This is a genomic window from Mesorhizobium sp. WSM1343, from assembly GCF_055901535.1.
Window position 1 is genome coordinate 1,682,795 of sequence record NZ_CM148370.1, and the last position, 19,253, is coordinate 1,702,047.

Annotated in this window: 16 protein-coding genes; 8 read left to right on the forward strand and 8 right to left on the reverse strand. The window is 63.1% G+C overall.

Translation table 11 applies throughout. The features are described 5' to 3' along the window. Positions 1–50 precede the first annotated feature (50 nt). Together lptM and argH are read right to left on the reverse strand one after the other, a co-directional pair. Positions 51–257: an LPS translocon maturation chaperone LptM gene (lptM, locus tag AC0NIL_RS08145; protein ID WP_023811112.1), complete on the reverse strand. Its 207-nt coding sequence runs from the start codon at positions 255–257 to the stop codon at positions 51–53. Positions 258–408: 151 nt separating this feature from the next. Beyond that, positions 409–1,809: an argininosuccinate lyase gene (gene argH, locus AC0NIL_RS08150; protein WP_127388293.1), complete on the reverse strand. Its 1,401-nt coding sequence runs from the start codon at positions 1,807–1,809 to the stop codon at positions 409–411. A 35-nt stretch (positions 1,810–1,844) separates the two neighbouring features. Between argH and tlpA the strand changes: the two genes are divergently transcribed. Further along, the gene (gene tlpA, locus AC0NIL_RS08155; protein ID WP_063169085.1) at positions 1,845–2,534 is read left to right on the forward strand and encodes a thiol:disulfide interchange protein TlpA; all 690 of its coding nucleotides are present in this window, start codon (positions 1,845–1,847) and stop codon (positions 2,532–2,534) included. Position 2,535: 1 nt separating this feature from the next. Here tlpA and AC0NIL_RS08160 read toward each other — a convergent pair whose 3' ends face one another. After that, the gene (locus tag AC0NIL_RS08160) at positions 2,536–4,968 is read right to left on the reverse strand and encodes a putative bifunctional diguanylate cyclase/phosphodiesterase (RefSeq protein ID WP_473572623.1); all 2,433 of its coding nucleotides are present in this window, start codon (positions 4,966–4,968) and stop codon (positions 2,536–2,538) included. Positions 4,969–5,329: 361 nt separating this feature from the next. On the opposite strand from AC0NIL_RS08160, the gene ugpB reads away from it, so the two are divergent. The 4 genes from ugpB to AC0NIL_RS08180 all read left to right on the forward strand — a co-directional run bounded on the left by ugpB (position 5,330) and on the right by AC0NIL_RS08180 (position 9,646). Further along, positions 5,330–6,640: a sn-glycerol-3-phosphate ABC transporter substrate-binding protein UgpB gene (ugpB, locus tag AC0NIL_RS08165; RefSeq protein WP_013529413.1), complete on the forward strand. Its 1,311-nt coding sequence runs from the start codon at positions 5,330–5,332 to the stop codon at positions 6,638–6,640. A gap of 158 nt (positions 6,641–6,798) precedes the next feature. Beyond that, positions 6,799–7,719 carry a sn-glycerol-3-phosphate ABC transporter permease UgpA gene (gene ugpA / locus AC0NIL_RS08170; protein ID WP_050580468.1) on the forward strand — a complete coding sequence of 307 codons (921 nt, stop codon included), beginning with the start codon at positions 6,799–6,801 and terminating at the stop codon, positions 7,717–7,719. A 9-nt stretch (positions 7,720–7,728) separates the two neighbouring features. Next, positions 7,729–8,577: a sn-glycerol-3-phosphate ABC transporter permease UgpE gene (gene ugpE, locus AC0NIL_RS08175; protein WP_013529415.1), complete on the forward strand. Its 849-nt coding sequence runs from the start codon at positions 7,729–7,731 to the stop codon at positions 8,575–8,577. A 7-nt stretch (positions 8,578–8,584) separates the two neighbouring features. Next, on the forward strand, positions 8,585–9,646 hold the full coding sequence (locus AC0NIL_RS08180) for a sn-glycerol-3-phosphate import ATP-binding protein UgpC (RefSeq protein ID WP_013529416.1): 1,062 nt from the start codon (positions 8,585–8,587) through the stop codon (positions 9,644–9,646). A gap of 36 nt (positions 9,647–9,682) precedes the next feature. Here the strand turns inward: AC0NIL_RS08180 and AC0NIL_RS08185 are convergent, their stop codons facing one another. The 3 genes from AC0NIL_RS08185 to AC0NIL_RS08195 all read right to left on the reverse strand — a co-directional run bounded on the left by AC0NIL_RS08185 (position 9,683) and on the right by AC0NIL_RS08195 (position 13,524). Beyond that, positions 9,683–10,765 carry an ABC transporter ATP-binding protein gene (locus tag AC0NIL_RS08185; RefSeq protein ID WP_013529417.1) on the reverse strand — a complete coding sequence of 361 codons (1,083 nt, stop codon included), beginning with the start codon at positions 10,763–10,765 and terminating at the stop codon, positions 9,683–9,685. After that, positions 10,762–12,342, reverse strand: a complete 1,581-nt coding sequence (locus AC0NIL_RS08190; protein WP_024503777.1) for an ABC transporter permease — start codon at positions 12,340–12,342, stop codon at positions 10,762–10,764. The genes AC0NIL_RS08185 and AC0NIL_RS08190 overlap by 4 nt, the downstream gene beginning before the upstream one ends. 174 nt (positions 12,343–12,516) lie before the next feature. Further along, entirely contained in the window at positions 12,517–13,524 is a 1,008-nt protein-coding gene (locus AC0NIL_RS08195; RefSeq protein ID WP_013529419.1) for an iron ABC transporter substrate-binding protein, read from the reverse strand. A gap of 261 nt (positions 13,525–13,785) precedes the next feature. Here AC0NIL_RS08195 and AC0NIL_RS08200 point away from each other — a divergent pair, with 261 nt between their 5' ends. From AC0NIL_RS08200 to AC0NIL_RS08210, 3 genes are all read left to right on the forward strand, one after another. Then, positions 13,786–14,337 (forward strand): sigma-70 family RNA polymerase sigma factor, encoded by a 552-nt coding sequence (locus tag AC0NIL_RS08200; protein WP_013529420.1) that lies wholly within the window; start codon positions 13,786–13,788, stop codon positions 14,335–14,337. A 1-nt stretch (position 14,338) separates the two neighbouring features. Further along, on the forward strand, positions 14,339–14,977 hold the full coding sequence (locus tag AC0NIL_RS08205) for an NrsF family protein (RefSeq protein WP_027162893.1): 639 nt from the start codon (positions 14,339–14,341) through the stop codon (positions 14,975–14,977). Positions 14,978–15,111: 134 nt separating this feature from the next. Beyond that, positions 15,112–17,151 (forward strand): PAS domain S-box protein, encoded by a 2,040-nt coding sequence (locus tag AC0NIL_RS08210; RefSeq protein WP_027162892.1) that lies wholly within the window; start codon positions 15,112–15,114, stop codon positions 17,149–17,151. Positions 17,152–17,207: 56 nt separating this feature from the next. Here the strand turns inward: AC0NIL_RS08210 and AC0NIL_RS08215 are convergent, their stop codons facing one another. Both AC0NIL_RS08215 and AC0NIL_RS08220 read right to left on the reverse strand, forming a co-directional pair. After that, complete coding sequence (locus AC0NIL_RS08215) at positions 17,208–18,086, reverse strand: 3-hydroxybutyryl-CoA dehydrogenase (protein ID WP_013529423.1); 879 nt, start codon at positions 18,084–18,086, stop codon at positions 17,208–17,210. 207 nt (positions 18,087–18,293) lie between these two features. Further along, a complete protein-coding gene (locus tag AC0NIL_RS08220) occupies positions 18,294–19,223 on the reverse strand; it encodes an electron transfer flavoprotein subunit alpha/FixB family protein (RefSeq protein ID WP_027162891.1) in 930 nt (309 codons plus the stop codon). Positions 19,224–19,253 lie beyond the last annotated feature (30 nt).

Here is a 19,253-nt window from a genome sequence, read left to right on the forward strand (position 1 = left end):
GAAAGTTGGGGCGCGATGAGATCGGTTTGGAGGCCCGGCTCTCGTCGGCTCTAGATCAGCGGGTCGAGGATGAATTTCTTGTCCTTGACCGGTTTTTCCGGCTCCGGCGGCACGGGCTGGTGGGCCTTCGAGGCATCCTTGCGCGCCTGCACGGCCGCCTCATAGGGCGTGTCGAGAGCGCCCCTCCTGCCGCAGGCCGAAACGGCCGCGATCGCCACCAGCAGCGTCAGCGTCACCAAAATCCTGCTTCCGGTCATCGATCCATCCGTCCGAAACGTTTGTCAGCCGCCGCTTTTAGCCGAGTTCTCGGCGCATTGCACCCCGAGATATTGCTCGTCGCAATATCTGGCGCAACGTCCGGATATTGCTGGTCGCATGTCCGGGATATTGCTGGCGCAACATCCGGCATTACGCTTTCGCCAGTCGCTTTTTCCAGGCGCGGATCTGCTTCCTCACTTCCGACGGCGCGGTGCCGCCGAAACTGGTGCGGCTCTTGACCGAGTTCTGCACCGCCAGCACTGAGAATATGTCGGCCGTGATGCCGGGATCGATCGACTGCAGATCCTCCAGCGAAAGCTTCTCCAGCCCCACCTTCTTGTCTTCGGCCAGCGCCACCGCCCGGCCGGTGACATGATGCGCCTCTCGGAACGGCAGGCCGAGCGTGCGCACCAGCCAGTCGGCAAGGTCGGTTGCTGTCGCGTGGCCGGAGCCGGCGGCCTTCTTCATCGCGGCTGCGTTGACCGTCATGTCCGAGACCATGCCGGTCATCGCCGCCAGCATCAGGTCGAGCGTCTCGGCGGCGTCGAATACCGATTCCTTGTCTTCCTGCATGTCCTTGCCATAGGTCAAAGGCATGCCCTTCATCACCGTCAGCAGGCCGACCAGATGGCCGGTGACGCGGCCGGTCTTGCCGCGCACCAGTTCGGCGGCATCGGGATTCTTCTTCTGCGGCATGATCGACGAGCCGGTGGAAAACGAGTCCGACAGCCTGACGAAGCCGAATTGCGGCGTCGACCAGATGATGATCTCTTCGGCCAGCCGCGACAGATGCGTGGCGCAGATCGCGGCAAGAGCGAGGAACTCGAGCGCGAAATCGCGATCCGAGACGCTGTCGAGCGAATTGCGCATCGGCTCGCGGAAGCCGAGCCCCTTGGCGGTCCGGTGGCGGTCGATCGGGAAGCTTGTGCCGGCAAGTGCGGCGGCACCGAGCGGGCTTTCATCCATCCGTTCGATGGCATCGCGCACGCGCGACAGGTCGCGCGAAAACATCTCGACATAGGCCATGCAGTGATGGCCGAAGGTCACCGGCTGGGCCGCCTGCATATGGGTGAAGCCCGGCATCACGGTCGCCGCATGCTCCTCGGCCCGCTCCAGCAACGCCTCAATCAACCCCTTCAACGCCTCGGCGACGCGAAAGCACTCCTCCTTGACCCAGAGCCGCAAATCGACCGCGACCTGATCGTTGCGCGAGCGGGCGGTGTGCAGGCGGCCGGCCGCCGGACCGATCAGATCGGCAAGGCGCGCCTCGATGTTCATGTGGATGTCTTCGAGCCGCGTCGAGAACTCGAAGCTGCCCGCCTCGATCTCTCTCAGGATCGTGTTCAGCCCGTCAGCGATTTTTTCTTGATCGGCCGCCGAAATAATGCCCGTTTGCGCCAGCATCTCGCTATGGGCGATCGAGCCTTTGATGTCCTGCGCATAGAGTTTGCGGTCGAAGGAGATAGACGCGTTGATCGCTTCCATGATGGCGGCCGGACCCGAGGCAAAACGTCCGCCCCACATCTGGTTGCTGGTTTTCTTGTCGCTCATGGCTATAACCCGTGCTTCGGAGCAGTTTTGAGAAAATGGCAGACGGTAGTAGATTCTTCCCGGCCCCGCGCCTGATCCTCGCCGCCTTGGTGGCGGGCGCGCTGGCGGGCGCGGTCGCGGTATATGTCAGCGAGAGCCGGTCTGGCAACAATGCACCGGCACAAGCTGCCGTGGGTGAGAGCAAGGACGACGTGGCCTGCGCGGCCAAGAGCGACCGCGCCAAGAAGGTCGCGGCTTCGGCCACCGGTGAGGTCGCGGCACTTTTGCCGGCCGATCCGCCACAATCCCTGAAGAGCCTTGCCTTCAACGGTCCGGACGGCAAGCCGATGACGATTGCCGATCATGCCGGCAAGACGGTGCTGCTCAATCTGTGGGCGACATGGTGCGCGCCGTGCCGTGCCGAAATGCCGGCGCTTGATGCGCTGCAGAAGGAAAAGGGCAGCGACGCCTTTCAAGTGATCGCCGTCAATGTCGATGCCGGCGACGATGTGAAGCCGAAGAAGTTCCTCAGCGATACCGGCGTCGCGACGCTTGGCTATTACCGGGATTCGACGATGGCGCTGTTCAACGACCTCAAGAAGCGCGGCCTGGCGCTAGGCCTTCCTGTCACCATGCTGGTCGACGGCGAGGGCTGCCTGATCGCCCATATGAACGGCCCGGCCGAATGGTCGGGGCCGGACGCCAGGCGGCTGGTCGAGACGGCACTCAAGCCCGAGAGCCTCTAGTCTAGCGTGTGGCTAGCGCAGGTGCCGGTGCGAAGGCCAGAACGCTTCTGTCGCGCAAGGTAGCGGGTTTGCTGCCGACAGCGGGTGCGACGACACCGGTCAGCTCGCCGAATTCTTCGATGAGAGCTGGCCTGCCGATATAATAGCCCTGGCCGATCTCGCAGGCTTCGGCGTCCAGGAATTTCAGTTCGCCGAGCGTCTCGACCCCCTCCGCCAGAACCGGCAGGCCGAGACCACGTCCAAGTCCCAGGACGGCGCGCACGATCGCCGCGACCTGGCCGTTCTTGTCGACCGACTTGATGAAGGAGCCATCGATCTTGATCTTGTCGAAGGGGAAGGCGCGGAGGTTGGAGAGCGAGGAATAGCCGGTTCCAAAATCGTCCATGGCCACGCGCACGCCCAGCGCCTTGACCTGCCGCAAGGTGGCCAGCGCCCGCGGCATGTCCTTGACAAGCGCCGTCTCGGTGATCTCAAGCTCGAGCCTGCCGGGCGCCAGGCCGGAATTCAGCAATGTTTCGTGGACCTTGCGGCTGAAATTCGTGTTGTGGAGCTGCACCGCCGAAACGTTGACGGCCACTGTCAGCGGATTTTCCCAGCGGGCGGCTTCCTCGCAGGCAGCCGTCAGCACCCATTCGCCAATCTGGCCAATGGCGCCGCTGTCTTCGGCCACCGGGATGAATATGGCCGGCGACACGTCGCCGCGCGTCGGATGCCGCCAGCGGACCAACGCTTCGAAGCCGACCATCTTTCCGCTGCTGATCTCTTTCTGCGGCTGGTAGACGAGATAGAACTCCTGGCGTGCGACCGCCTGGCGCAGTTCGTGCTCCATGACGCGCTTGTCGCGGGCCTCGGCCCCCATCGATGCTTCGAAATAACGGTAAGTGTCCTTGCCTTCGGTCTTGGCCCGGTAGAGTGCCGTATCGGCGTGGCTTATCAGGCTGGCCTGGTTTTCGGCATCCGACGGATACAGCGCAATGCCGATGCTTGCCGACACAAGGCCGCCGCCGACCGAGAGCCGGTTTTCCTCGCGCATGGCGGTCAGCACCGCGTTGGCGATACGGCCCGCCTCCAACGGGTCGGCCAGGTTCGGCGCGATAATGGCGAACTCATCGCCGCCCAGCCGCGCCACCATCTGCCCTGGACGAAGGATACCGGTCGCGCACTGCGCAACTTTCTGCAGCATGGCGTCGCCCGCGCCGTGCCCATACAGGTCGTTGACCTCCTTGAACCGGTCGAGATCAAGCAGCAGAAGCGCAAGCTGGCCGCCTTTCCTGGTCCGGACCATCGCAGCGATTTCCGTCTCCAGCCGGCCGGAAAAGCTGCGGCGATTGGCCAGTCCGGTCAATGGATCGAAATGGGCAAGCCGCAGGATCTCCTGTTCCGCCTTCTTGCGCTCGCGAATGTCGCGGACCGCGACCACGTTGTGCGGTTTGCCACAGTAATCGATGCTCCTGGCGATCAGCTCGACAGGAATGCTCGTGTCATCGCGACCGCTCAATTCGGCCTCCTGCGGCTGTTCGCCGAAGCCCGACATATCGGATCCGAAGAGATCGCCAAGCTGCATTCCGTTCAGGGTCGCTGTTGCTATGCCCGTCAGTGCCGCAATGCTGTCATTGGCACTGATGATGCGGTTGCCGTCGCAGACGATCAGCCCCTCCACGGCGGCATTGGCCAGGCCGTGCATGCGGTCGACCTCGAGCTTCTGGCGACGGAAGCGCAAATCGATCCACAGCGCCGATGCCGACAGAACCAGGATCACCAGTGTGGCGGCGGCGGCGGCGAAAGCCTGCGAGGTCGGCTCGATCGTGTATTCGGATATGACGATCGAGGGATCGGGGAAGATCGAGACGGCACCCATACCGATGAAATGCAGGGTGCAGATCGCCAGCGTCAGCAGCACCGCGCCGCCGGATGTCGCCTTCAAGGAGGGGCGGCGCTGCACGACACGCAGCGCCAGCGCCGCGAGCGTTACGCCGGCCAGCAGGGAAACGGCGACAAGCAAGAGGTTCCACTCGATACGGCCCTGAACCTCGAACGCCGCCATGCCGATGTAGTGCATGGCTGCGATACCGCCGCCCAGCACGGCGCCGCCGACGAGATGATAGTCGAACTCATCCCGCAAGGTGGCGATCCACATGCCGGCTGCCGTCAAAGTGACCGAAGCAGCGAGCGAAAGCACGGAGAGTGCCGGATCATAAGCACTGGGTATGCCCGGTGTGAATGCGAGCATGGCGATGAAGTGCGTTGCCCAGATGCCAAAGCCGGTCGAAGTGGCCGCGATCATCAGCCAGGCAAGCCGGTTCCGATCTGTGGAACGGCTTATGTGCTGAAGCAGGTTGACAGCAGAGAAGCAGGAAATTCCGCAGATCAGCGCGGCGAGTGCGACCAGTCTCAGATCATGTTCGTTGACGATACAATTGTAGACCGTCAGCATTTATTTCACCTGATCTTTGGAAATAAACAGGGCAGCAGGATTGAGTAGCGCGTTGCCGTTGAGGGATCGATAAAGTCGGCTGCAACCTTGGCGTGTCTCTTCGGGTTGCTGCGGCTGCAATCAGGGCTGACACGCCGAAAGCCAGCTTGACAGTCCCGACGGTGCTTCCTGGCGCGCTTGTCGTCGCGCTAAGCCGGCTAACCGTATCGCTCTCCATGCCTCCAAGCGGAGGCGAGCGTTGCGTCAGGTAAAGGGTGAAGTTCGTCGATCTGCAACAAAACCGTTGTCTGATTGTCATGAGCGACACATATTGCCTTCGCGGGAGTGCCCCCTTTCGCCAATGACAAACGGGAGATGAAACATGAAGTCCTTCGGCTTCGCGGCCGGTGTTGCCGCTACCTTTATGACGCTTTCCTCAACCTCCGCTTTTGCCGTCACGCAGATCAGTTGGTGGCACGCCATGACTGGCGCCAATGCCGAAGTCGTCGACAAGATCTCCAAAGATTTCAATGCCAGCCAGAGCGACTATGAGCTCGTTCCGGTGTTCAAAGGCACGTATCCCGAGACGCTGAATGCCGGCATTGCCGCCTACCGCGCGGGCCAGGCGCCAGACATCATCCAGGTGTTCGACGTCGGCACCGGCGTGATGATGGCGGCCGAAGGTGCCATCAAGCCCGCAGCCGATGTGTTGACCAGCGCTGGAATGACCTTCGACAAGAGCCAGTATCTGCCAGGCATAGTCGGCTATTATTCGAAGCCGGACGGCACCATGCTCTCCTTCCCCTACAACTCCTCCTCGCCGATCCTTTATTACAACAAGGATATCTTCAAGAAGGCTGGTCTCGACGTCGATAGCCCACCCAAGACCTGGAATGAAGTGTGGGAAGACGCCAAGAAGATCAAGGCGAGCGGCGCGGCCGCCTGCGGCTACACCTCGACCTGGCTGACCTGGATACATCTGGAGAATTTCGCGGCCTGGAATGACGTGTCATGGGCCACCCAGCAGAACGGTCTGGCCGGCGGCGATGTCGAGCTCAAGATCAACGCGCCGATTTTCGTCAACCATTTCCAGGCGCTGGCGGACCTCGCCAAGGACGGCACCTTCAAATATGGCGGCCGCACCTCCGAAGCCAAGCAGATCTTCCTTGCGGGCGAATGCGGGATCATGACCGAATCGTCCGGCGGACTTGGCGATATCGTCAAGTCCGGCATGAATTACGGCATTGGCCAATTGCCGTATGACAGCGACGCCAAGGGTGCGCCGCAGAACACGACGCCGGGTGGCGCCAGCCTGTGGGTTTTCGCGGACAAATCCGATGAGGAATACAAGGGCGTCGCGGCCTTCTTCGCCTACCTGTCGAAGACCGAGGTGCAAGAATACCTGCACCAGAAGTCGGGTTATCTGCCGGTAACGCTGGCGGCTTATGAAGCGACCAAGAAGTCCGGTTTCTATGACAAGAATGTCGGCCGCGAGACCCCGATCCTGCAGATGACGGGTAAGACGCCGACCGACAATTCCAAGGGCGTACGTCTGCCGAATCTGCCGCAGGTGCGCGATATCCAGAACGAGGAGTTCGAGAAGATGCTCGCCGGCCAGCAGACCGCGCAGCAGGCGCTCGACAATGCGGTTACGCGTGGCAATGCCGCGATCAAGGAAGCGCTGGGGAATTAGAGCGAGCGCAGGTCCTTGCTCTACGGCGCACCTACCTGTCCCGCCGGGCATCTCCCCTCGGTGAGGGGAGTTTTGCCGTGCCTTGCGATTTCGCCAATGGTCGATGATGCCCAGTCCGAGACGCTCATCAAAGCCATCTTGGCGGAGAGGGGTGCCGCATGGTGCCGCCCGCCTCATCACCTCGGAGTGGCTCCGTGACCCCTCGCGTCGTGTTCCCCAACAAGGTCCTTCCCTACCTGCTTGTGGCGCCGCAACTGGCCATCACACTCGTTTTTTTCTACTGGCCGGCCGGTCAGGCGTTCTACCAATCCATGCTCAGGCAGGATCCGTTCGGGCTGAGGACCAAGTTCGTCTGGTTCGCCAATTTCAGGAAAGTGCTTGCCGATCCGGCCTACCTGAACTCGATCAAGGTCACGGTGGTGTTTTCCCTTGCGACCGCTATCGTCGCCATGTGCGTGGCGCTCCTGCTGGCGGTCATGGCAGAGAAGGTGGTGCGCGGCAAAGGTCTCTACCGCACGCTCTTGATCTGGCCCTACGCGGTGGCGCCGGCGATTGCCGGTATGCTGTGGCTGTTCCTCTTCAACCCTTCGATCGGGTCGCTGGCCTACATGCTGAGGAGTTTCGGCATCGCCTGGGATCCACTGCTCAATGGCACCCACGCCATGATCCTGCTGGTGTCCGCCGCTGCCTGGAAGCAGATCAGCTACAATTTCCTGTTCTTCGTCGCCGGCCTGCAGGCGGTGCCGAAAGCCTTGATCGAGGCGGCGGCCATGGACGGCGCCGGCGAGACCAAGCGATTCTGGACCATCGTCTTCCCGCTGCTTGCGCCGACGACCTTCTTCCTGCTGGTCGTCAACACCGTCTATGCCCTGTTCGACACGTTCGGCATCGTCCATGCCGTCACCGGGGGCGGTCCGGGCAAGACGACTGAGACGCTGGTCTACAAGGTCTACAATGACGGCTTCGTCAATCTGATCCTCGGTGACTCGGCGGCGCAGTCGGTCATCCTGATGATCATCGTCATCTCGCTCACCGCCATCCAGTTCCGCTATGTGGAACGCAAAGTCCATTACGGCTGAGGGCGAGCGATGATCGGCCAGTCACCGCTCCGCACCGTCATCGCCCACGCCATGCTGATCCTCGGCATATTGATCGTCGCCTTCCCGATCTACTACACGTTCGTTGCCTCGACGCAGACGCTGCAAACGATCCTCAGGCCGCCATTGCCGCTCCTGCCCGGCGATCAGTTCTGGAACAATTACAGCGAGGCATTGTTCGGCGGTGTCGGCCGCATCGGCGGCGTCAGCGTCGGCAGGCTGCTGCTCAACACGACGATCATGGCGCTCGGCATCGCGGTGGGAAAGATATTCATCTCGATCCTGTCTGCCTATGCGATCGTGTTCTTCCGCTTTCCGCTGCGCATGACCTTCTTCTGGCTGATCTTCATCACCCTGATGCTCCCCGTCGAGGTGCGCATCCTGCCAACCTACAAGGTGATGGTCGATCTCGGCATGATCGACACTTATGCGGGCCTGATCATCCCGCTGATCGCCTCGGCCACCGCCACGCTGCTGTTCCGCCAGTTCTTCATGACGATTCCTGGCGAATTGGTTGAGGCGGCGCGGGTCGACGGTGCGGGGCCGTGGCGCTTCTTCTTCGACATCCTGTTGCCGCTGTCGCGGACAAATATCGCGGCGCTGTTCGTCATCCTCTTCATTTATGGCTGGACACAGTATCTGTGGCCGTTGCTCGTCACCAACAGCAGCAACATGAACACGATCGTCATCGCGCTCAGAAAGATGGTCTCCTTCGCCGATGCCGATACGCAATGGCACCTGGTCATGGTTACAGCGATGCTGGCCATCGTGCCGCCGATCCTGGTCGTGGTGCTGATGCAACGCTGGTTCGTTCGCGGCCTGGTCGATTCCGAAAAGTGAGAAGCTGATGGCGACCGTCGATCTGAAGGATGTGAAGAAGGTCTACCCCAGCGGTTTCGAGGCCGTGAAGGGCGTTTCAATCGCAGTTCCCGACAAGGAGCTTTGCGTGCTGGTCGGCCCGTCGGGTTGCGGCAAGTCCACGCTGCTCAGAATGATCGCCGGGCTTGAAACCATCTCCTCGGGAACAGTTGCGATCGACGGCAAGATCGTAAACTCAACCGGTCCGACCGAGCGTGACATCGCCATGGTGTTCCAGAACTACGCGCTCTATCCGCATATGAAAGTCTACGACAACATGGCCTATGGGCTGCGCAACCGCGGCACGCCGAAAGATGAGATCGACAGCCGGGTCCGCGCGACGGCGAAAATACTGGAACTTTCGGCGCTGCTCGACCGCCGCCCGCGCGAGCTTTCCGGCGGCCAGCGCCAGCGTGTCGCCATGGGTCGTGCCATTGTGCGCAATCCGAGGGTTTTCCTTTTCGACGAACCGCTCTCCAATCTCGATGCCAAATTGCGTGGCCAGATGCGCGTCGAGATAAAGAACCTGCAGCGCTCGCTTGGCGTCACGTCGGTCTATGTCACACATGACCAGCTCGAGGCGATGACGTTGGCCGACATCCTCGTCGTCATGAATGCCGGACTGGTCGAGCAAATGGGGGCGCCGCTCGACGTCTACGAAAGGCCGGCCTCGACCTTCGTCGCTTCCTTCATTGGCGCGCCGCCGATGAATCTCCTGCCCCTTTCGCAAGGCCCGGCTGGTCCGGCGCTGGCTGATGGCAAGACGATTGAATTTGCGCCTGCGAACGCCGTCACGCTCGGCTTCCGCCCCGAGGATGCCGACGTCACCTTCGGGGCCGAGGCACCGTCCGGCGCGCTCATTCTGCCGGCGCTGGTCGAGGCAGTCGAACCGGTAGGCGCCGAAAGTTTCCTTCACTGTGCTGCAGGTGGCAGCAGGATCGTCGTGCGGGTCGCGGGTCGCGCCACCGCCACGGTTGGCAACCAATTGCGCGTGGTTGCCAAGGCAGAAAAGCTGCACTGGTTCGATCAGGCCGGAAAGCGCGTCGGCTAATCAGAAAGATAGGCCTACGCTCCACCCACGCGGCGTTCAGGCGAAGACATGCGCCTTTCCCGATACAGTCAGCCGGACGATCTCGCCGACCGCCGGCGCGTCCATGCCCGGTTTGCGCAGGACCAGCGGCGTGTTGCCGATCGCTGCCGCATCGGGCGGATCGGCATTGTTCAAGAGCCGCACCGCGACCGTGCACATCGAGCCGGCGAATTCGGATTCCGTCACCTCGCCGAACAGCATGTCCGAGGTGCCGGACATACCCTCGCGCGACGTTCTCTTCAGCGCGATCTGCTCCGGGCGAAGCATGATGCGGGCGATATCGCGGCTGTCATGGGTGTCGACCGCGATGCGGCCGAGCGGCGAGTTGGCGAAGCCATTTGATATCTTGGCCGGCAGGATGATGGCGTCGCCGAGGAATTCGGCGATCATCCTGTCCTTCGGCTTGAGATAGAGCTCGCGCGGCGTGCCGATTTGCGAGAACTTGCCGTCGCGCATCACCGCGACCTGGCTGGCGAAGGACAGCGCTTCGGCCTGGTCGTGCGTCACCAGGATGGTGGTGATGCCGGCGGCCTCCAGAAGTTCGGCCACCGCCTTGCGCATCGAGGCGCGCAGGCCGGTATCGAGCGCCGAGAACGGCTCGTCGAGAAGCATCAGCCTGGGCTTCATCGCCATGGCCCGGGCCAGCGCCACACGCTGCTGCTGGCCGCCGGAAAGCTCGTGCGGGCGGCGTTTGAGGATCGCCTTGTCGAGCCCGACGATATAGGCGAGCTCGACGATGCGCTCAGCGCGCTTGTCCTCGCCGCGGCCCATGCCGAAACCGATATTGTCGCCAATGGTCAGATGCGGAAACAGGGCACCATCCTGCGCCACCACACCGATGCCTCGGCGATATGCCGGCACCGCAGCGCCGCCGTTGGCCAATATGGCACCGTCGAGCGTGATGTGGCCCTGGTCCGGAGCCTCGAAGCCGGCAATCAGCCGCAGCAGGGTCGTCTTTCCGCAACCGGAAGGACCGACGATCGCCGTGCGGCTGCCGCTGGCGACGCTGAGGTCGACGCCGGCAAGGGCCGCCACCGGGCCGTATTGCTTGTGCAGGCCGCTGATTTCGAGAAAGCTCATCGTCCGGCCATCCGTTTCGACTGGACATAGAGCAGCCAGGTCAAGGGCAGCGACATCGCCACCATGATGAAGGCGTAGGGTGCCGCCGAGGCATAATCAATCTCGCCACTGTAGGACCAGAAAGCCATCGCCAGCGTGCGGGTGCCGTTGGGCGCCAGCATCTGGGTGGCGGTCAGTTCGTTCATGATGCCGAGCGCCACCAGGGCCATGCCGGCCGCGGCGCCCGGCGCCGACAGGCGGATCGTCGTCGACCACAGCGCCTGCAGCGGCGGCCGGCCGAGGCTGGAAGCGGCGCGTTCGAGCTCGACCGGCGCCTGCGCGATAGACGCCCGCAGGCTGACCAGCGCGCGCGGCAGGAACATCAGCGCATAGGCAACCAGGATGGTGAACAAGGTCTGGTAGAGCGGCAGCGCGATGCGTACGGTGATGGTGACCAGCGCCAGTGCGATGACGACCCCGGGCAGCGAGCCGACGATGTAGTTGCAGCCCTCCAGAAGACGCTGCAATGGCCCCGGCGCGCGGATCGAGATCCAGGCCATCGGCATGGCGGCGACGGTGGCGAGCAACGCGCCGGCGAGCGCCAGGAACAGCGTCTGGCCAAGCGCCAGGCCGATCTCGTCCAAGCGCCAGACAGCGGAGCCGCCGGCGGCAAGCCAGCCGCCAATGGTGACGAACGGCACGCCGAGCGCCAAAAGCGTGATGACGACAAGCAGGAGCAGGCTAGGCAGGGTGGCGCGTCCGAGGCTTGTGCGTTGCTGATGGCGCGCCGCGCCGGAGCCGACACGGGCATAGCGCTCCTCGCCGCGCACCAGCACTTCGAGGCCGAGCAGCACGAAGCAGCAGCTGACCAGCACGCCGGCCAGCATGTTGGCGGCCGGTCCATTGAAGGTCGACTGGAACTGGTCGACGATCGCCGTGGTGAAGGTGTCGAAGCGGATGAAGACATAGAGGCCGTACTCGGCCAGCAGATGCAGGCCGACCAGCAGCGAGCCGCCGCAGATGGCGAGCCGCAATTGCGGCAGCACGACCCGCCAGAACACGCGCCGGGGCCCAAGGCCGAGTGCGGCGGCGGCGTCTTCCAGGGCGGGATCGAGACGGCGCAACGCCGCCGACACCGGCAGATACAGGAACGGGAAATAGGCGATCACGGAAACCAGCACGCCGGCCCACAGGCCGTGCAGTCCCGGCACCATGGTGACCCAGGCATAGCTGTGCACAAAAGCCGGGATGGCGAGCGGCGCCACGCACAGCCAGGCCCAGAGCCGGGCGCCCGGCAGGTCGCTGCGCTCGGTCAACCAGGCCAGCGAAACCGACAGCACGATGGTGATCGGCACCGAGAGCGCGACCAGCAGGACAGTGTTGACCAGAAGCTCGCCGACACGCGGCCGGAAGACCAGTGCCGAGACTGTCTCCCAGCCGGTCTGCACCGCGATCCAGATGATGAAGGCAAGCGGCACCAGCGCCAGCAGCGCAACGAAGATGGCGGCGAGGACCAGCCAAAGCGGTGCGCGTCGCCGAGCCCTTCGGCCTGTGCCCGAAGGCAGGCCCGAATGCGCGAGATCGACCGCGGACTGCATCAGGTCAGACGCCGTGCCGTTGCCGTCCAGCGGCAGCAATTGAAAGACCGCGATCGCGGTCGGGAACACAGCGTGTCGTCATCGACGAATGCCATCTCGAAAAACAAAATCACTCCCGCGGAAGGCGAATTCCCGCGGGAGCGTGGTCGGGTGTCCTTTTAGGACGAATGGCAACTAAAGCAAGCCGGCTGCCGTCATCAGATCGGTGACCTTCTTGGAGTTCAGCGTCGTGGCATCGACCTTCGGCGCCTGCAGATCGGCGAGCGGCACCAGCTTCGGGTTGGAGTCCGCACCCTTGCCGACCGCGTACTCGAAGGAATCGCCGGTTTTCAGCACGTCCTGACCGCCTTTGCCTGTCAGCCATTTCAGGAACGCCTGGGCTTCCTTCGGATGCTTGCTCGAAGCCAGCACACCGCCGCCGGAGATCGAGACGAAGGCGCCCGGATCCTGGTTCTTGAAATAGTGCAGCGCGACATTCTTGCTGTTTTCGCCGGTCTTGGCCTGATCGCCGAAATAGTAATAGTGGTAGATCACGCCGCCTTCGATCTCGCCGGCATTAACCGCCTTCATCACCGTGCTGTTGCCCTTGTAGGCCGTGAAATTGGTTTTCATCGCCTTCAGCCAGTCGGCGGTAGCGGCTTCACCTTTGAGCTGGAGCAGGGCGCTGACGATGGCCTGGAAATCGGCGCCCGAGGGGGAGGCGGCCCAACGGCCTTTCCAGCTCGGATCGGCGAGGTCTAGCATCGACTTGGGCAACTGGTCGGCAGTCAGCTTGGTCTTGTTATAGGCAAAGACCGTGCTGCGCGCGGCAACGCCGACCCATTTGCCGCTGGCCGGCTGATAGTCCTGGGGAACCTGCGCCAGCGTGTCCGCGTCGACCGGCGCGAACAGGCCGGCGCTTTCGACCAGCGCCATGGCCGGTGAGTTTTCGGTCAGGAAGACGTCTGCGGGCGAAGCAGCGCCCTCGGCGACGATCTGGTTGGAGAAATCGCTGTCGCCGCCATTGCGCACGGTGACCTTGATGCCTGTTTCCTTGGTGAAGCCTTCGGCCCACGCCTTGGTCAGGCTTTCGTGCTGGGCGTTGTAGACAATGATGCCATCCTCTTCCGCCTTTGCCGGACCGGCGATGAGGCTGATTGCCAGCGCGGCGGCGCCGGCGAGGGTGGAAAGAGCGTATTTCATGGCATTGTCCTCGATTTCGGGGGTCCTAGGTCTGTCACGGCTGCACCTATCGATACATGACAGCTATAGTCAACATTGTTGATGTGCTTCAATCGGTCGCTGACGTGCAAAGGTCGGTGCCGAACGGACAATTCCGCGTGATGCTCACGGTTCGGCGGTGCCGCAAACTTTCGTGACTTGCCGACAGTTTGGCTTGGACATTATTTCGCCGGCCACGTAACAAATCAGCGCCGAGACGCGAAAATCGGGGAGTGAACTCTTGTGAGCGGCAAGGACGAGGCCGAACTTTCCCGGCTGATGCGGGCCGCGATCGCGGGAGATGAAAGGGCTTACGCCGACTTTCTGCACCGGATTGCCGCGCTGGTTCGCGGTTTTGCCAGGCGCAAGATCGTGCAGGGCGGGGTCGATCCCGAGGATGTCGTGCAGGAAACCTTGCTGGCCATTCATGTGAAACGGCATACCTGGCGTCAGGATGCGCCGGTGTTGCCGTGGGTCTATGCGATTGCCCGCTTCAAGCTGATCGATGCGTTCAGGCGGCGCGGACGGCGCATCGAGATCGACGTCGACGATATCGCCGAGACGTTCGCCGAGCCGGAAACCGAGACCGTCAGCGAGCGCGACATCAACCGTGCATTGGACGGTCTGTCGCCGGCTCAGCGCTCCGTGGTCTCGGCCGTGTCGGTGGAAGGGCGGTCCATCGGCGAGACAGCGGCAAAGTTCGGCATCAGCGAGACGGCGGTGCGGGTGTCGCTGCATCGCGGACTTGCCGCGATAGCCAAGCGATTCGGGCAGGGGCGGTTCGGGCGGGAATGACATGAGAACGGGCGATCTCATCAAGGCGCTGGACGCCGATGCAACCAGCAAGGCGATGCCGCTGCAATCGGCCTGGTGGCTGGCCGCCGGTGCGGCAGCGGTGATCGCGGCCGTCGTTTTCCTGCTGACCATCGGCCCACGTCCGGATTTCATGGCGGCCGCGCACACGATGCGCTTCCTTTCCAAATTTGTTTTCACCATCGTGCTTGCCGTCAGCGCCTTCGCCCTGATCCGTGCCTTGTCGACGCCGGGTGCATCAACGGGCCGGGCAATGGTTGGGATGGCTGCGGCGCCAGTGCTGGTAGCCGTGGCGGTGGTTCTGGAGCTTTTCATGGTGCCGGAGGCGCTGTGGGGAACCAAAATGGTCGGCTCCAACATGATGATCTGCATGGCTTTCATCCCGCTGATCGGCCTCGGTCCGCTTGCCATCTTCCTGTGGATGCTGCGCTACGGGGCGCCGACACGGCCGGTGCTTGCCGGTGCGGTGGCAGGCCTGCTCGCCGGCGGGCTGGCGGCAACCTTCTATGCCGCCCACTGCTTCGACGATTCGCCGCTTTTCGTCGCCACCTGGTACACGATAGCCATTGCAGCGCTCGCATTGCTTGGCGCGCTCGGCGGACGGTTTTTCGTGCGCTGGTAGCGTTGCGCCACGCTAGCCCGCTCGCGCATACCGATCCTTAATCATGCCGGCAATTGTTTGCCGGTTAGCGATGGCACCGGAATGCCTGACGCAACCTTTCCTTAAAATCGATCCGCCAAGGTTGAGGCGAGAACATGCGTTTGCGCACGGGGGTGGCACGTATCGTGATGTGGCGAGGATTGACCAGCCGAGAATCTCTTGGGCGTGCAGGGCTGGCGTTGCTCGTCGCCGGCCTGGGCGTGCTGGCGGCCTCGATCCTGCTGTCGCACCTGGACCTGGGCACCGAAGCCTTGAAACTCTGCCTGCAGATCGCGATGGCGGTGGCGGCGGGCGCGCTGTTCCTCGCCGCCCTGTCCATCCGCAGGATCAGCAGGGATCGCCAACAGATCGCCGAGAGCGAGCTGCGCTTCCGCCGCGCCATGGAGGATTCAGCGATCGGTATCGTCGTTGTCGGTCTCGATGGGCGCATCCGCCAGACCAATCCGGCCTTCGCGGCCATGCTTGGCTACACAAGCGAAGAGATCGAGACGCTGACTTTCTTCCAGATCACGCATCCCGACGACCAGCAGATCGGGCGGAAGACGATGGACGATCTGAAGGCGGGCACGGTCAATTCCTTCCATTTCGAGAAGCGCTATCTCCGCAAGGACGGAACGCCTGTCTGGGCCCATCTTGCCGGTTCGGTCATTCGCGATGAGACCAGCGGCCGCCCGCTCTATCTCGTCTCGCAAATCGAAAACATCGACGCTCGCAAGCAGGCCGAGGCGCGCATTGCCGAAGCGGAAACGCGTTGGAATTTCGCGCTCGCCGGCGCCGGCCAGGGCGTCTGGGACCTCGACATGCGCAAGGGCGGCACGACCTATTCCTCGACCTGGGTCAAGATGCTGGGCTATGCGGATGGCGAGCTCGATGGCGACACCGACCGCTGGCTGACGATGATCCATCCTGATGATCGCGAGACTGTCGCCGAAGCGGATCGCGCTCATCTCGAGGGCAAGACACCGTTCTTTGAGGCCGAGTTCAGGATGCGCCACAAGGATGGCCACTGGGTGTGGATCCTCGACCGCGGCAAGGCCATCGAACGTGATGAGGATGGACGGCTGATCAGGGCCATCGGCAGCTTGACCGACATCACCCGCCGCAAGGAGGCCGAAGAGCGCCTCACCGTGTCGGCGGCAATGCTTGCCGATGAAAAGGAGCGGCTGAGGGTGACGCTGCAATCGATCGGCGATGCCGTGATCTGCACCGATGCCGCAAACCGTATCACCTTCATGAACCCGGTCGCCGAAAAGCTGACCGGGATTGCCGGCGGCGAGGCTCTCGGCAAGATGCTTGGCCATGTCTACTGGGCGGTCGACGAGGAGACGGGGCACAGGATCGGCGTGACCCGGCCCGCGGTTGGCGTTCATGCGCCCGCCGACCAGAACAGCCGCGCCGTCCTCATCCGGCGCGATGACACGCGCTGCAGCATTCGCCAGGTGGTGTCGCCGATCGTCAACGACCGCAACGAATTCTGCGGGCTGGTCATCGTCTTCCAGGACTTTACCGATGCGCGCGCGCTGCAGCGCCAGCTCGCCCACGCCGCGGCACACGATGCGCTGACCGGCCTTGCCAACCGCTCCAGCTTCATCCGCGCCATGGAGGACCTCGTCGGCCAGGCGCGCAAGGACGGCACCGCCGACACGACACGGTCGGTCGGCGACACGACAAGGTCGGTCGGAGGCGCCGGACATCAGTTCATGTTCATCGACCTCGACCACTTCAAACTGGTCAACGACACGGGTGGTCACGCGGCGGGAGACGCGCTGCTGAAGCGGGTCGCCGTGGCTATTCGCGGCGTGCTTGGTCCAGACGACATCGTCGCTCGCCTCGGCGGCGACGAATTCGCGGTCGTTTTGAAATCGGGTTCGGCAGCCGGCGCCAAGATCGCGGCGCGCTCCATCATCGATGCGATCGGCGGGCTAGACTTCACCTGGGACGGCCGTCCTCACGTGATCGGCGCCAGCATCGGGTTGGCTGCGATCAATGCCAATTGTGGCGAGGTCGACGAGATCATCGCCAGGGCCGATGCGGCTTGCTATGCCGCCAAGGCGGCGGGCCGTGGCTGTGTCTCCGTGGCGCCCGACGCACAGATCGTGGATGGCCGGACAGAGCCACTGGCGGTGGCCTCCTGATAGACCCGTCGCCGTTGAACCGAAAGGCTTGTCCCTGATTTGCGCCGACGATCCGCTCAGCGCGTCGGGACGGGATGCTCGCCGCGATAGTCGTAGAAGCCGCGCCCGGTCTTGCGGCCGAGCCAGCCGGCCTCGACATATTTCACCAGTAGCGGGCAAGGGCGGTACTTGGAGTCCGACAGGCCGTCATGCAGCACCTGCATGATCGACAGGCAGGTATCGAGCCCGATGAAGTCAGCCAGCTGCAGCGGCCCCATCGGATGGTTGGCGCCGAGCCGCATGGCGGTGTCGATGGCGTCGACCGAGCCGACACCCTCATAGAGCGTGTAGATCGCCTCGTTGATCATCGGCAGCAGGATGCGGTTGACGATGAAGGCAGGAAAATCCTCCGAGACCGTGATCGTCTTGTCGAGCTGCTTCACATAGGTTTTGGCTGCCTCGAAGGTCTGGTCCTCGGTGGCGATGCCGCGCACCAGTTCGACCAGCTTCATCAGCGGTACCGGGTTCATGAAATGTATGCCGATGAACCGCTCGGGCCGGTCGGTCTGCGCGGCAAGCCGCGTGATCGAGATCGACGAGGTGTTGGTCGCCAGGATGGCTTCGGGATTGAGCTGCGGACAAAGCTGGGCGTAGATCTTGCGCTTGACCGTCTCGTCCTCGGTCGCCGCCTCGATCACCAGGTCAGCACCCGCAAGATCGGCCATCGCGGGCGCGGCCGAAATGCGGCCCATCGCATCGTTGCGCACCTTCTCGTCGAGCTTGCCGGACCCCACCTGGCGGGCCATGTTGCCGCTGATCGTGGCGATGCCCTTCTCGATGCGGTCGGGCGAGATATCGTAGATCAATACCTTGTAGCCTGAAAGCGCGGAGACATGGGCGATGCCGCCACCCATCTGGCCCGCGCCGATGATGCCGATCGTCTCGATCTTGCTCATTACACCGATCCCGTCCTGAACCCTTCCGCTTGAACTGCGAAAGCGCTCCACCTTTTATTTTACCGCAATCCCGGACGCAAAACCGCTGCGCACTTTGCTGGATTGCTTTCAGCCTTTGCGGCCTGCTTTTTGTGCGGTGCAAACTAAAAGGGCGGGGCGACTTCGTCTACCCCACCCTCACCATTTAATACGCTTTGGCAGAAAGCGTCAAAGCGCCTTTTGCAGTTCCGGCAGGATGACGAACAGGTCGCCGACGAGGCCGTAGTCGGCAACCTGGAAAATCGGCGCCTCCTCGTCCTTGTTGATGGCGACGATGACCTTGGAATCCTTCATGCCGGCAAGGTGCTGGATGGCGCCGGAGATGCCGACCGCGATGTAGAGATCGGGGGCAACCACCTTGCCGGTCTGGCCGACCTGCCAGTCGTTCGGCGCATAGCCGGCATCGACGGCGGCGCGGGAAGCGCCGACCGCGGCGCCGAGCTTGTCGGCAACCGGCAGGATGACCTCCTGGAATTTCTCCGAGGAGCCCAGCGCGCGGCCGCCCGAGATGATGATCTTGGCCGAGGTCAGCTCCGGACGGTCGGTCTCGGAAAGCTTGTTCTCGATGAAGGTGGAGAGGCCCGGATTGGCCGCGGCCTTGACGGTCTCGACGGCTGCCGAGCCGCCCTCGGGGGCTGCCTGGAAGGAGGCGGTGCGCACGGTGATCACCTTCTTGGCGTCGCTCGACTGCACCGTCTGGATGGCGTTGCCGGCATAGATCGGCCGCTTGAAGGTGTCGGGCGATACGATTTCGATGATCTCGGACACCTGCGCGACATCGAGGAGCGCAGCCACGCGCGGCGCGACATTCTTGCCCGACGAGGTCGCCGGCGCGATGATGGTGTCGTAGGCGCCCGCCAGCGACACAATGAGCGCTGCCGTCGGTTCGGCCAGGCGCTCGGCAAGCTCGTCGGCCTCGGCCAACAGCACCTTGCTCACGCCCTTCAGCTTGGCGGCAGCGTCGGCTGCCGGCTTGGCGCCCTTGCCGGCAACCAGCACATGCACGTCCGAGCCGATCTGCAGCGCGGCCGACAGCGCCTTGGCGGTCTGGTCGGAAAGGGTTGCGTTGTCGTGTTCTGCAATCAGAAGAATAGCCATTGATGATATTCCTGACTTTCGTCTTCGCGG